The sequence below is a fragment of the Aliiroseovarius sp. M344 genome (assembly GCF_025140835.1).
Classification (GTDB): Bacteria; Pseudomonadota; Alphaproteobacteria; order Rhodobacterales; family Rhodobacteraceae; genus Aliiroseovarius.
Window position 1 is genome coordinate 109,338 of the sequence record NZ_CP081154.1, and the last position, 13,911, is coordinate 123,248.

10 protein-coding genes are annotated in these 13,911 nt (G+C 59.6%); 3 read left to right on the forward strand and 7 right to left on the reverse strand.

Going from position 1 to position 13,911, the window contains the following annotated elements:
• Nucleotides 1-41 precede the first annotated feature (41 nt).
• Nucleotides 42-1,049 carry a glycosyltransferase family 2 protein gene (locus K3556_RS16185; RefSeq protein WP_260519302.1) on the forward strand — a complete coding sequence of 336 codons (1,008 nt, stop codon included), beginning with the start codon at nucleotides 42-44 and terminating at the stop codon, nucleotides 1,047-1,049.
• Nucleotides 1,050-1,052: 3 nt separating this feature from the next.
• Here the strand turns inward: K3556_RS16185 and K3556_RS16190 are convergent, their stop codons facing one another.
• On the reverse strand, nucleotides 1,053-2,798 hold the full coding sequence (locus K3556_RS16190; protein WP_260519303.1) for a glycosyltransferase family 2 protein: 1,746 nt from the start codon (nucleotides 2,796-2,798) through the stop codon (nucleotides 1,053-1,055).
• Nucleotides 2,799-2,880: 82 nt separating this feature from the next.
• On the reverse strand, nucleotides 2,881-3,687 hold the full coding sequence (locus tag K3556_RS16195; RefSeq protein WP_260519304.1) for a hypothetical protein: 807 nt from the start codon (nucleotides 3,685-3,687) through the stop codon (nucleotides 2,881-2,883).
• Between the two features lie 243 nt (nucleotides 3,688-3,930).
• Here K3556_RS16195 and K3556_RS16200 point away from each other — a divergent pair, with 243 nt between their 5' ends.
• Complete coding sequence (locus K3556_RS16200; RefSeq protein ID WP_260519305.1) at nucleotides 3,931-5,730, forward strand: autotransporter assembly complex protein TamA; 1,800 nt, start codon at nucleotides 3,931-3,933, stop codon at nucleotides 5,728-5,730.
• 17 nt (nucleotides 5,731-5,747) lie between these two features.
• Entirely contained in the window at nucleotides 5,748-9,512 is a 3,765-nt protein-coding gene (locus K3556_RS16205; protein WP_260519306.1) for a translocation/assembly module TamB domain-containing protein, read from the forward strand.
• Nucleotides 9,513-9,522: 10 nt separating this feature from the next.
• On the opposite strand, the gene K3556_RS16210 is transcribed toward K3556_RS16205, so the two are convergent.
• From K3556_RS16210 to K3556_RS16230, 5 genes are read right to left on the reverse strand one after another with little or no spacing between them, the layout of a single operon-like run.
• On the reverse strand, nucleotides 9,523-10,422 hold the full coding sequence (locus K3556_RS16210) for an FAD:protein FMN transferase (RefSeq protein ID WP_260519307.1): 900 nt from the start codon (nucleotides 10,420-10,422) through the stop codon (nucleotides 9,523-9,525).
• Nucleotides 10,419-10,937, reverse strand: a complete 519-nt coding sequence (locus K3556_RS16215) for a nitrous oxide reductase accessory protein NosL (protein WP_260519308.1) — start codon at nucleotides 10,935-10,937, stop codon at nucleotides 10,419-10,421. Before K3556_RS16215 ends, K3556_RS16210 begins: the two co-directional genes overlap by 4 nt.
• A complete protein-coding gene (locus tag K3556_RS16220) occupies nucleotides 10,934-11,755 on the reverse strand; it encodes an ABC transporter permease (protein WP_260519309.1) in 822 nt (273 codons plus the stop codon). The genes K3556_RS16215 and K3556_RS16220 overlap by 4 nt, the downstream gene beginning before the upstream one ends.
• Nucleotides 11,752-12,648: an ABC transporter ATP-binding protein gene (locus K3556_RS16225; RefSeq protein WP_260519310.1), complete on the reverse strand. Its 897-nt coding sequence runs from the start codon at nucleotides 12,646-12,648 to the stop codon at nucleotides 11,752-11,754. The genes K3556_RS16220 and K3556_RS16225 overlap by 4 nt, the downstream gene beginning before the upstream one ends.
• Nucleotides 12,641-13,909, reverse strand: a complete 1,269-nt coding sequence (locus tag K3556_RS16230) for a nitrous oxide reductase family maturation protein NosD (RefSeq protein ID WP_260519311.1) — start codon at nucleotides 13,907-13,909, stop codon at nucleotides 12,641-12,643. The genes K3556_RS16225 and K3556_RS16230 overlap by 8 nt, the downstream gene beginning before the upstream one ends.
• Nucleotides 13,910-13,911: the final 2 nt, after the last annotated feature.

A 13,911-nucleotide genomic window follows, 5' to 3' on the forward strand; every position in this document is an offset into this window, starting at 1 on the left:
GGTGCAGCCTGCCCAACCGCGAAAAGGGAGAGCGTTTCGCGATGACCATCGGCAAAGAAAAGGTGCTTTTGCTCAGCATTATGCGCAACGAGGGCCCCTATATCCTTGAATGGCTGGCGCATCATTTCACGTTGGGCATCGATGATCTGCTGATCTTCACCAATGGCTGCACTGACAACACGGACAAGATTTTGGACCGGCTGGAGGTTATGATGCCTCATCGTGTCAAGCACCAGCCAAACCCAAAAGTCATGTTTCCCGACCGTGGCAAATGGCACATCATGGCGCTGCGCTTTGCGGGTCATTTTGGCCGCTACAAGGCCGCCGACTGGCTTTATGTGACGGACGCGGACGAGCTGCTGAACCTGAAGGGGGACGTGGACACGCTGGACGATTTTTTTCAGGCAACCGGGCCTGCGGATGTGGTGTCCTTCACCTCCGTTGCGTTCAACAGCAATGGTCACAAATCCGCCAGCCCGGATCTTGTCTGCAAGCGCTTCACCGAAACGTCGTCGCAATTCGATGCGGCTGCGGCCCAGAACAAACCCGTCATCACCGCCGTCAAAACACTCTATCGCAATGCGGTTCAGGGTCCGCGACGCCCGCATCGCCCAGTGACAAACACGTTTTCCCAAACGGGATTCAAATGGATCAACGGTTCGGGCGCTCAGATGCCACCGGACTTCACTGACGGGTCAGGAAAAGCCATCAATGCTCTGGGCAGCCGGGATTATGGGCAAGTCAATCACTATGCCATCAAAAGTGCGGCAGAGTTTCTGTTGAAGGTCGATCGGGGTGACGCGGTGCAGACGGATCGGCTTGGCGCGTCCGAGCAGTATTGGAACCATGCCAACCGACCCGGAGACACGGACTTGTCCGGTGCCGAGATATCGTCCGCCGCCAAGGATATGCTGGAACATCTTCTTGCCGATAGCGAACTGCGCGAATTGCATGAAGAATCCTTCGGGCTGCGCGAGGCTCAACTGGCAGACATTCTGAAAACGGAAACCGGCGAAAGCCTTGCCCGCGCCATCGGCTATTTCGACTAGGCCCTATTGCGGTTTGCGCTGAAGCACGACGATTTCGGGCACTGACAGATCTTCGTTCTGCTGCAGCCCGGTGTCTTTGGCCTGAGCCGAGGCCAAATGGAATGTTCGCGCAGCGCCACCAATCAGCACAACCCGTTTTGCACCGCCAAGGTTGAGGTTGCGCAATACTGCCGGCCCAATTTCGCCATAGCTGATACGCACCACGTCTGGTGTCGTGTCGGCGATCAGCGCATTGATCGCTGCCGCCGTTTTGGCGGGATCATCGGGCCAGATCACTTGGGTGTTGTCCAAGGTCAGCCGCGACCCGAAATCCAGCCCGTTATGATCGAGGATAGATTGCGCGATCACGTGTCGCGATGCGTTTTCTTCCTGCGCGATGACAGTGCAGGTCTCAAACAGCGTGCAGGCATAGATCGAAAGGAAACTGACCCCTGCCCCAAGGTCCAGAACCTTGTCGCCTTCAGACACCACCTGCCCGGTCAGCCGGGCCAGTTTGCGCTGGTATTTTCCGCGCATCACCATGTCGAGTTGGCTGGGCGAAAAGATGCGAACATCCGCCGGAAGCTCAACCCCGTGATTGGCAACCCAATCCACGGCAGCCTCGGCGGAGACGTCGATATCGCCAACCACAAAACCGTCACCACCTTCATGGGTGTCGATGAATTCGGCCGACGGTTTGGTGCGCCGCTCTTCAATGGGACGCTCGGCGTTTTTCTGTTCCACCTTCGACATCAAGGCGGCGATCTCAGCCGGGTCACGCGCCTTTGGCGGTTTGGCCGAAACCTGGGTGATCGGCACAGTCGACGCTTCGATCAACGATTGCTTCAGCTCTTCATACGCGTCCGTCTTGCGATATTCGTCCAGCCGCGCCTCGACGCGCTCTAGCGCTTGAAAATGCAGCTTGTTCAGCACCGGATCGGTCAGCAATTCGTCCATGATCGCCTGCCGCTTTTCCGAATAGCGCAGGATTTTGTCATCCAACACCTCATTGCGATCCTGAAGTGCCCAGTAATCGGCGTTATACTTGTCTTTCTTGTTGTTCACGTTGCCGCGAAATTTGCGCACCGCATAGCTGTCGACCGACTTCACCGCATAGTGGTTCATCTGCGCCCACTGGTAACCCACTGTGCGCCGGATCGACCGCCAGCCGCGAAACTTGAAGTAGTCCTCCATCGGAAGACCCGATCCGTTCAGCCATTTCACCGTGTCGGGAAACTCGGTCTCTAGATGCTTGTTCTTGATCGACGGGCGATGAATGCCCAGCTTCCATTTATCATGGTCGAACTTGAACAGGGTTTTCACGCCCCAGCCCTTGTTCCACGTTGGCGGCGCGGCATAAAGATACTGTTCCGTGACCGGCGCACGGCTCCAGTCCACAACATTACCAGAGCCAAAGATGCGCCACGTGATAACGATGCCATTGGCATCCCCTGCCGCGTCAATCATCTGGTCCAGCGTGCCGTCACCATGGTTGATGCACAGAAACTCGTCCGCATCGAACAGCAACACCCAATCGGCATCCCGCACAACCGGTTCAGCCTGCGCGTATTTGATCGCGGACGGTTGCGGCTTCACACCTTCAGGGATGTCATTGCGGCGGTGATAGCCAAGGCCCAGCTCTTCCAACCGGATCAGCATATCATCGGTGCCGTCAGTGCAATCGTTCGTGTAGACAAGGATCTTGGTGAAGCCGACCGCCAGATGGTGCGCATACCATTCCAAAAGAAATGGGGCTTCGTCCTTCATCATCGAAACGGCAAGTAACGTGCCGTGCGGGCTTTTATGTGGCTTCAGTTTAATGTGTCACCCTTGGTGGCAATAACAAAGCGGTTCAGCGCAAGGCTTTCGACGGATCAATGCCGATCTTTTCGCACATCCGCGCGGCATAAGATCCCGGCAGCGGTTCGTGCTTTTCCCACCATGGCTTGGTGCCATTGGTGTAAAGATGAACCGACAACGTATTCTCGGTGAAATGCCCTTCTACGTTTCCATAGGGGTCATAGAAAATATCGTTCAGCTGGAACGGCACCGGGTACAGAACCTCGCGTTCGCTGGCCTGATCGTATTGCCCGGTCTGCTTGGCAAAATGGGTGAAGGCCTGTGGCCCGAAGGCCGTGCGCTCGGCGTTATAGATCCGGGCAGCATGGGACAGTTTCGGGTCCTGGCGGTCGTATTTCCGACGCTGGTTCTTGTTCCACCACGCCGGATAATCTGGCAGGTTGTCATAGTAATCCAAAAGCTGGTCCATAAGCTCGCATTGCTGGGGCAGCCCGACCACACCACAGTTCAGTGCGCCAGACATACCATGGCGGCCAAAGATGTATTCCTGATCTTCGGGAAACGGGCGGTGGCAGAACGCGTCGCAGTCGATCCAGATAGCGCCGATGGCGCGGATCATCTTGTATCGAAACACGTTGGACAGAAACGACGCGCTGGTCGCCTCGATCAAGGCGCGGTCCAGATCCATGATCTCGGACGCCGGTCGCACTTCGATCCCGTCGGGGACATTGCTCACCTTGTCGGCGCAATAAAGAATGGTCCGGTGCCCGGCCTTAACATGAGAAAGCAGACACAACTGGTTAAGATAGTGAAGCTTTTCGCCAATCCAAAGGGACGCAACTGCCCGCCGTTCACTCATTATTCTGCCCTTTCGGATTGATCCGCTGGTGATGATTTGCTCACTAGCTAGTTAGCTCAGTCCCCAACGCCTTGTAAACAAGCGAAGCGGCAATGGCGCACTCGTCCCGGCCGGACAAGAAAGGCGCAGTTAAATTCGACAGCAATTTACCGCCGATGGTGCAAAACCTGTGGTGGCTTTTAGCGGTTCACTATAGGCTGGAACATAGGGACAACATAATTTGCACAACAAGGGAGTTGGGGATTGCGGTTCACCTCTGGTAAGGCACTGTTTTTCCTCCTTTTGTCGTTTTCTGGGCTGTCACTGCCAGCGCAGGCTCTGGACACTGTTGTCTTCAACGTCGCAGGCACGGATGATCGGCTTGAGGATGCACTGAAAGCTGCCTCTTTGGTGTTGGCTGCCGAAGACGAAGCGGACAAGGACACGCGCGATGTGTTCGCTGATGCGTTGGCCGAATATGGGCAATTGGTCCAAACCCTCTATGCAAACGGATATTACAGCGGCGTCGTAAAAGTGCGCGTCGATGGGCGCGAGGCCGCGCAAATCCCGGTGTTTGAGGTGCCGCAAACCATCCGCACGATTGAGGTTTCGGTCAAACCCGGCGCGCAGTTCCGGTTCGGCACCGCGAAGGCTGCGCCGCTTGCCCCCGATACCGAACTGCCGGATGAATTCCGCACGGGCGAAATCGCGAAAAGCGTGACGGTGCAACAAGCCGCAGATGCCGCCGTTCTGGGCTGGCGCGAGGCGGGGCACGCGAAAGTCGCGCTGACGGGCCAGAAAATCACCGCAAACCATGCCAATGCGCAGCTTTCCGCATCCCTGTTCCTTTCCCCCGGCCCGAAAGTGCGATTTGGCAAGTTGCGCCAAACGACCAATAACGCCGTCCGACCAGACCGCGTGGCCCGCATCGCCGGCTTTCCCGAGGGCAAGGTCTTTTCCCCGGACGAGCTTGAAACGGTCGCCAAACGACTGCGTCGCACCGGCGCGTTTTCGTCAGTCACTTTGACCGAGGCGGAAACGCTGGGGGCGGGCAACACAATGGATGTTGGTCTGGCCTTGGTAGATGAAAAGCCGCGCCGCTTCGGCGTCGGGGCCGAGCTGTCGTCGTTTGACGGGTTGGCCGTTTCGGCTTTCTGGATGCACCGCAACCTGTTCGGTGGCGCTGAACGGTTCCGGGTCGATGGCGACATCACCGGCATCGGCAGCAAGGATGGGGGCATTGATTACCATCTGGGGGTTCGGTTGGATCAACCGGCCACTTTTGGCCCCGACACCAGCGCCTTTGCGTTCGGCGCTCTTAGCTATCAAGACGAGCCAGGTTACATCTCGCGCAATGCCAATTTGGGCGGCGGTGTGAAGCGCATCTTCTCAGACACGCTTGAGGCTGAATTCGCCGCCGCCTTGTTTTATGCCGAAACCACCGATGTTCTGGGCGACCGACGCTTCTTTTTGTTCACCTTGCCCACCTCCCTGACCTGGGACCGGCGCAATGATAAACTGGACGCAACCCGCGGCACATACCTCAAGGCGCAAGCCGTGCCCTTCATCTCGCTCGACTCGGGCGGCACGGGGGCGTGGCTTCACGGTGATGGGCGCGCCTATCGCGGCTTTGGGGCTGAAGATCGCTTTGTTCTGGCGGGGCGGGTTCAGGTCGGGTCGGTTTTTGCTGGCAACCCCGGCGATATCCCCCCGGATTATGGGTTTTATTCAGGTGGCGGCGGCACAGTGCGCGGGCAGCCTTACCAGTCCCTTGGTCTGGATGCAGGCGGCGGCGATATTACGGGCGGCCAGTCTTTTGTCAGCCTGTCGGCTGAACTGCGCGCGCAAATCACTGACAAGATCGGCGTCGTCGGGTTTGTGGATGCCGGCCACGTGGCTGCCGGAAGCCTGTTCGACGGGCAAAGCGCTTGGCACACTGGCGGCGGTATCGGGGTGCGGTATAAAACCCCGATCGGGCCGCTAAGGCTGGACGTGGCCGGGCCCATTTCGGGTGACACCGGCGACGGCGTACAAATCTACATTGGGATTGGCCAAGCGTTTTGAGCCTGTTTTTCCGCATATTGACCGTCATATTTGCTCTGTCTTGGGCTGGGTTCGCGCACGCGCAGGCCAGCGAGGATGATCGCGGCTACTTGCAAGGGTTGTTAGAGGACAATCTGTCCGGGGTTGGTCGCGACATCCGCATCATCGGCTTCCAAGGCGCCTTCAGTTCAGAAGCCACGGTTGACCAGATCACCGTGGCCGATGATGACGGCATTTGGCTGACGCTGAATGGCATTGTCATGGATTGGCAACGAAGCAGCCTTTTGCGTGGCGCCATCAACATCAAGAAACTCGCAGCGCAAGAGATCCTTATCGCCCGCAGACCTACCCCCGTCGGCGGCGTGCCTGCGCCAGAGGCCAGCGGCTTTTCCTTGCCGGAGCTACCTGTCTCGGTCGAAATCGGCCTGATCCTGGCCGAGCGTGTTGAACTGGCTGAGCCGGTTATTGGCACAGCCGCAGTCGTCAAACTTGAAGGCGCGGCGAAACTGTCGGATGGGGAAGGTGCCGCCACGCTTGATATCATTCGGACAGATGGACCGACTGGGGCCCTGCGGCTGGATGGTGACTACAGCAACGCAACCACCCAGCTTGACCTGACCTTGACCGTGGAAGAGGGCGAAGATGGTATCGCCGCCAACATGCTGGACCTGCCCGGCCGCCCTGCCGTCGCGTTGACCATCGCAGGAACGGGCCCAGTGGCTGATTTCACCGCCGATATTGACCTGGCTACTGATGGCAAGCCGCGTCTGACCGGGCAGGTCAAAGTGCAAGACGAGGTGGACGAAGCCGCATCGACACCAGAAACTCCTGTCATGCTGAAACGGTTCGACGCGCAGCTTGCGGGCGACATTGCCCCGGTGCTTCTGCCCGATTATCGCGACTTTTTCGGCGACAACGTCGCTTTGACCGCCACCGGCCAACGGTTTGCTGACGGCGCGCTGAACCTTGATACGCTGGAGTTGACCACCGAGGCGATGACGCTTCAAGGCAACCTTGCCGTGTCCGCCAAGGGATGGCCCGAGCGGTTCAGCCTGACGGGCCGTATTGCAGACAAAGACGGTGCCCCGGTGCTTTTGCCCCTGACCGGTCCCAAAACCAACGTGCGGTCGGCTGATCTGGCCGTTGGATACGATGCAGCCAATGGCGACGCATGGCAGGCCAATTTCATATTGAACACGCTGACCCGTGACGACCTGACAATGGACGCTGCAACCATCTCGGCCAACGGGACATTGACGCATGGTGACGGGGTCAATGCGGGCAGTGTTGGTGGCGACATCACTTTGGACGCGCAAGGTATAACCCCGAAATCCAAGGCTCTGGCCACCGCCATTGGCCCCAGCTTGGCTGGCAAACTGTCCTTTGACTGGCGCGAAGATGCGCCGCTGGAGATCTCGGGGATCAACCTTGGCGGCACAGATTACCGACTGGTTGGCAGCTTATCCGCCAGTGATCTGGCAAACGGTATCACGGTGACAACCAACGGCGATGTTGCCCTGACGGCTGGCGATCTGTCGCAATTCGCCGATTTGGCCGGCGCACCGCTGACCGGGGCCGCCAAAGTGGCGCTGAATGGCTCGGCGAACCTTTTGGGTGGCGCTTTTGACCTTACAGTTACGGGCGGCGGCACGGATCTGGGCATCGGGCAGCCGCGGTTTGACCCGCTGATCGCCGGGACCAGCAAGCTGGATATCAAAGCCGTGCGCGATGAAACTGGCACCCGGCTAGAGCGCCTGAACATCACCACAGAGCAGGCCACCGCTTCAGCGTCGGCAGTGTTGATAACGGACGCCTCAACCGCGCAGTTTGATATACGTATCAAAGACAGCGCCCTTGTCGATCCGGGCCTGTTGGGACCAGCGACGCTTGTCGGCTCGGTCACGCAAAACAAGGACATCTGGGCCGTGGTCGCAGATGTTACAGGACCGGGCGAGGTTGCAGCATCGCTGGACGGTTCGGTACAAATCACCAAAGACGGACCGGGGCTGGTCAAGGGCAGCGTCAATGCCAAGGCCGCTTCGCTGTCGCCCTATGCGTCCCTGATCGGGCAACCTCTGACCGGCGGCATATCCGCCGTTGCCAAAGGCAGTTATCACGTCGCAACCGGCGATTTTGACGCCGAGATTGACGGCTCGGGCAGCAATCTGGGGATTGGGCAACCGACACTGGATGACCTGATCCGCGGGTCCAGTCAGTTCATGGCGCGCTTGCATCGCGGCGATGACAAGGTGGTGTTTTTGGATGACCTGTCCATCGCGACGCCCGAGCTGACGGCGCAAGCCACAGGACGAGCGGTTGAGGGGCGCAACACACTGGATTTCGACGTCAAACTGCGCGACGTGGGCGTCGTCGCAGATGGGATCTCTGGCCCCGGGACGGCCAGCGGCACGGCAACGCTTGTGGATGACGCATGGCAACTGAATGTCGCAGCAAATGGTCCCGGCGGTATCAATGCTTCGGTCAACGGCACCATGAAAGCCGATGCCAGCAGCGCAAATCTTAAGATCGACGGCACTGTTCCGCTTGAACTGGCCAACCGGGCGATCCAGCCACGGCTTTTGACGGGACGGGCCGCATTTGACCTGTCGCTGAATGGCCCGCTGGAACTGTCGTCTCTGTCGGGCACTGTGCAGACCGCTGGCGCGCGCCTAACGCTGCCGAAACTAGGGCAAGCGCTGGATATCAACAGCGCGACCGCTGTGTTGTCAGGCGGGCGGGCAGATATCAACGTTGAGACCTCAATCATTACGGGCGGACAAATCACGGCGCGCGGCGAAGTTTCGATGCAGGCCCCCTTTCAAGCCGATCTGCAGGTCAATGTGGATCGCGCCCAGCTGACCGATGGAAAGTTTTTTGAAACGACCGTGAACGGCAACGGCACGGTGCGTGGCCCGTTGGCCGGTGGGGCCACATTGCGTGCCGATCTGGCGCTTGGTCGCACCGAAATCCGAATTTCAGAAGTGCCCGCCAGCACTGTGCCGATCATGGCCGAACTTCAGCACATCAATGAAAAAGCCGCCGCGCGCCAGACCCGCGCCTTTGCCGGGCTGATTGTTGACCCCAGTCCAACCACGGCGGCAGCACGCCCTTATCCCATCGACATCACAGTGCGCGCGCCCAGCCAGCTGTTTGTGCGCGGGCGCGGGTTGGATGCGGAACTGGGGGGAACGCTCAGGCTGTCGGGCACCAGTGCCGATGTGATCCCGACCGGTCAGTTTGACCTGATCCGGGGTCGGTTGGACATTCTGGGTAAACGATTGACGCTCAGCGAAGGGCGCGTCGTACTGCGCGGAGCCTTCGACCCCTATCTGACCTTCGCAGCCGAAACCCAAACCGACGATACATTGGTGCGCATTAGTTTGGTTGGCCCGGTGTCTGAACCCGAGGTCACGTTCTCTTCAAGCCCGGACCTTCCGCAAGACGAGGTGCTGGCGCGGCTGCTGTTTGGCCGCAACATCTCGGAAATCTCGGCGCTGCAGGCTTTACAGCTTGCGGCAGCGGTCAGGACCTTAGCGGGCAAAGGTGGCGAAGGGATCGTCGGCAAACTGCGCAACAATTTCGGATTGGATGATCTGGACCTGACCACTGATGAAAACGGCGAGGCGGCATTGAAAGTGGGCAAGTATATCTCAGAGAACATCTATACCGATGTGACCGTCGGCTCGGATGGTGATACCGAGATCAACCTGAACCTGTCCATCAACCCATCGCTGACGGCGCGCGGAACAGTTGGTTCCGATGGCGACAGCACGATCGGGATCTATTTCGAACGCGATTACTGACGCGCGTGGCTTAAGCCGCGCTGGTCATCACCTCGATCTTCGCATCGGGGAAGCCTGCAACAATGCGGGCTGCTGTGGCGTCATCCACCAGGCACAACGCAGTCGACAACCCGTCAGCGATCATCGCGGTTGGTGCGGAAACCGACACCAGTTCTTGCACCGGAGCGCCACCAGTCGGCGACAGGATATGCCCCTGATCGCCCCCGATTTGCATCGCCATCGGCACCGATGTCGCAATTGCCCGGTCGGTCGCAGTCAGCCGGTGCACCAACGTGCCGTCAGTCTGCGCAACGCCAATGGACCACGGGCCCTTTGGCCCCTGCCCCATCGCTGCGATCTCGCCCATATCCACAAGCACATCGCGCAACCCCTGGCCGCGCAAAAGCGCGACGATCCGGTCGGTTACGGCGCCTTGGGCAATACCATTCAGCGTGAGCGCCCCGCCGGCCGGCAGTCTGACATGAAGTGCATCGAAGTTGATCTTCGACCAGCCCACAGCAGCCTTTGCCGTCGCAATGGCATCGTTGCCCGAATTGAGGGCCAGCGCCTTCCACAGCGGCTGAACGCTGGGGTCAAACAGCCCATCGCTTGCCGCATGCAGGCTGGCGCAAGCGCTGAGCACATGCAAAAGGTCCGCCGAGGGATCGCCGATCTTTCCGAACCTGTTCAGGCGCGACAGTTCAGACGTCTCGCGATACAGGCTGAAGACATCTTCCAGCCGGTTCAATTCAGCTTCGACGGTTGCGAAAATCTTATCCGCATCGGCTTGTGGAACACCCACAAGCTGCATCGACACCGGCCCGCCCAACGCCCGACCCGTCCAGCGTGCGACAGAGGCACTGGCACCCGTCGGCACCGCCAAAGCGGCGGCAGAGATGGCCAGAAATCGACGGCGATTCAGGATGCTCATGAAGGTGTCTCCAACGTCTTGTTCAGGTCGACGGCACCAAGTGCGGCGTCATCGGGAATGGTGTCCAATCTGTGCGTTTCACCGCCATATTGCGCAATGAACACACCGGCGCTTTCATCATCAGCGAAGGGCACAACCTCGGGCGCACCCATGCCGCCGGCTACTTCGGCGCCCACAACGTATATCGCATCTTCGGCGGTGATCCAGTTGCCTTTGCCGGGATCGGCCCAACTCCGCGCAACGCCCATGTCACTGACATAGATCGCGGTAATCTCAGCCTCGCGTTCGGGGCTTTTCAGATAGGCGACAAGGTCACGCACCTGCGCAAAAAACAACGGCGCCGGATGGCCTTCCAGATGGATTTGCCCCTTGGGTCCGCCATGTTCGGCCACGTTCATCTGGCAGAAATAACTCAGCGCCTGTTCGGTCAGGTCCGTCGGAGGCGGCGGGGCTTTCGCCTCGTCTTCATTGCAGGCAACCAGCGCCAGCAGGCTCAGGGCAATCAGGCGCTTCATGGCTCGACCCTTTTGAAGGCGGCACGCGCCAGTCCAAAGGCCAGAAGCGGCCACAGGGCAAGCGACAACGGTGCCGCCCATGCTGGCAGCGTTTGAGCCGCCCCAACCATGCCCGATGCCATCGCCACGCCGTCCGAGGCCGAGATGTTCCAGACCCGGAACGCATCGGCCGGGTTGGCCACCATCAGCCATGGGAAGACCGAGCGGGTGAAATCTCCGCTGCCGTCCATCACCACCGCGCCCAAGAGGCCAAGGTCATAAAGGACGACGAAGACCAGCCACAGGCCCGCCGACAAACCCGCCGCCGCCGTGGCACTGCGCGACAGCGCTGACACCAGATAGCCAAGCGCCAGAAACACCGCGCCCAACAGGATCGAGGTGCCGATCAGACGCGCCAGCGCGGTCAGGCTGTCCGCCCCTGCCCCGCCAAACCATGCCGCAATCGCGCCCGCCGCACCAAACCCGACGGTCATGGCAAAAGCCAGTGCGGCCAGATGGGCGACGAATTTGCCCAAAAGGATCTCCCCGCGTCCAGCCGGATAGGACAAAAGCAGCGACAGACTGCCGCGTTCCGCCTCGCCCGCGATGGCATCAAAGCTGATCATCAACGCCAGAAGTGGGGCCAGATAGACCGACAGCGTGGTCATGGAGGTGACAGAGACGGTCAACATATCAACGCCCACCGATCCGGTCGGCGCACTGCCTGCGAAGGTCAGCGCCAGCGCAAAGAGCAGCATGATAACGGTCGCCATCAGCAGCCAGCGGTTGCGGCGCAGGATCAGCATTTCGGTCGAGGCAATGGCGAGAAAGCGGGTCATTGCGCGCGCTCCTTGGCATAATGGCGATAGAGGTCTTCAAGCCGTGGCGGCGTCATCTCGATATCGGTGATCACTTCGCCCATGGCTGCCACGCGGCGCAGCGCTTCCATCTTCAGATCGGGCGTGCAGAGGATTTCGACAGATGCTCCGTTCATCCGTGTGCCGCCCGTTGCCGCAGCAATTTCGTCGGCATGTTGGCCGCTAGCGCGAATGCGTAACCTCGTGGGCAGGCCAGCCTGAGCGGACAGGCTTTCCAACGTGTCATCGGCCACCTTGATCCCCTTACGCAAAATGGCGATGCGATCGGTCTGCGCCTCGACCTCGGTCAGCGCATGGCTGGCGATCAGAACAGCCGTGCCATTGGCGGCCAGTTCATCAATGATCGCATAAAGGTCCTGGCGCGAGATCGGATCAAGCCCGCTGGTCGGTTCGTCCAGCAGCGCGACTTTCGGATTGCCCAGAAGCACCTGCGCCAGCCCCAAACGTTGCCGCATTCCTTTGGAATAAGCCCCAATCCGGCGGTCCATCGCGTCGCCCAGCCCGACCCGGTCCAGAAGCCCGGGCACATCGGCGGGTTGCCCGTCAAGGCGCGCAAACAGCGTCAGCTGCTCGCGTCCGGTCAACGCCGGATGGAAGCTGACCGCCTCGGGTAAATAAGCGGTTGTGCGGCGGGCAACCCCGCTGCCGGGCTTCGCGTCGCCGACGCGAATTTGGCCATCCGTGAGTGGTGTAAGGCCAAGAATTGTTTTGATCAGGGTCGATTTGCCGGCCCCGTTGTGACCCAGAAGGGCCACCCGTTCGCCAGCTGCGACGCTGAGCGACACGTCATCCAGAACCGTGATCTTGCCCCGGTCCTTGCGGACATGTTCGATGGTCAATGCATTATCAGTCATAAGGCACCTTTTCACTCGCGGCTGGTTTTACAGCGCGCATAAGAGGGTTCGAGTCGATCACGCCACCGGGCAGAAGCGCCGGGAAAGCGGATTGCGACCAGCGCACAAGCTGCACGGCCGGCGACCCAAGAAGAAGTTTCGCAGCAGGCTGGGTCCACAGCACATGGTCCATGCTGTCATTGGGGCGATAGGGGGCGTCTGCGATGCCGTCGCCATCCACATCGAAGGCGGCAAAATCGCTCCAGTAATTGCCGCGCCCATCCTCGGACCACTCAACCCATTTGGTCGAGACATATTTGACCTGCGTGCGGTTGCCGACAAAGCTGTTGCCGACGATCCGGTTGCGCTCGGACCCGGCGGTGAAGTGAATGCCAATATCGCAGCCTTCAAACCAGTTATCCGTGAACACGTTCTTGTTGGCGTTATAGAGGAACGTGCAACGGTCAGACGCATTCTTCACGTAATTGCCGACGAACTCGCTTTCATTGGCATAGTTCAGCATGACCCCGTGGTCACGGTCATTGATCGAGACGTTGTTTAACACCTTCACGTGGCTGGTGAACATGATCGCATAGCCAAGGTGGTTGCCGATCGAGACATTTTCCGACACCTCGCTGCGGTCGGCATACATGTAGTGCACGGCAAACCGCAGATCGCGAAACAGGTTGCCCTTGAACAGGTTCTTTTTCGAGGTGTTGACAAAGATGCCATCGCGACCAAAGCGGACATCATTGTTCAGCACTTGCGCACCGGCGGCATTCCAAACGTAAATGCCGTTGCCACGCCTATTCATGTGGCGGTCTTGACGGCCTTCGATGGTATTTCCCGTCACGATGCTGTCGCGTGCGCCGTGGATGTCCACGCCGTAAAGGTTACCCAGAATTCTGTTGTCTTCGACAAGAGCGCGCCGCGCCGTCTTGGTCAGCTGCACCCCGCTGTCGATGGTTTCGTGGCTGTCGCCGGACCCCACAAGCTCCAGCCCGCGCACCACAATATCCGCGCCGGTCACGGTGATCACCGATCCGGTGCCGCCAGCGTCGATCACGGCCTTGCCGCGCCCGTCCAGCGTGATGGTTTTGTCGAGTGTCACGGGGCCCGCATAGCGACCGGGTGACAAGATCAGCACATCGCCGGGGGTGGCCCCGGCGATGGCTTTTGCAAGTGCCCCCTCCTCTGCTGGCACGATCACCTCGGCTGCTGACACCAGAGATGTCATCAGAAGGGTGAACAGCACCGTCAGAAAAGGAAGCAGGTTTCGCATGG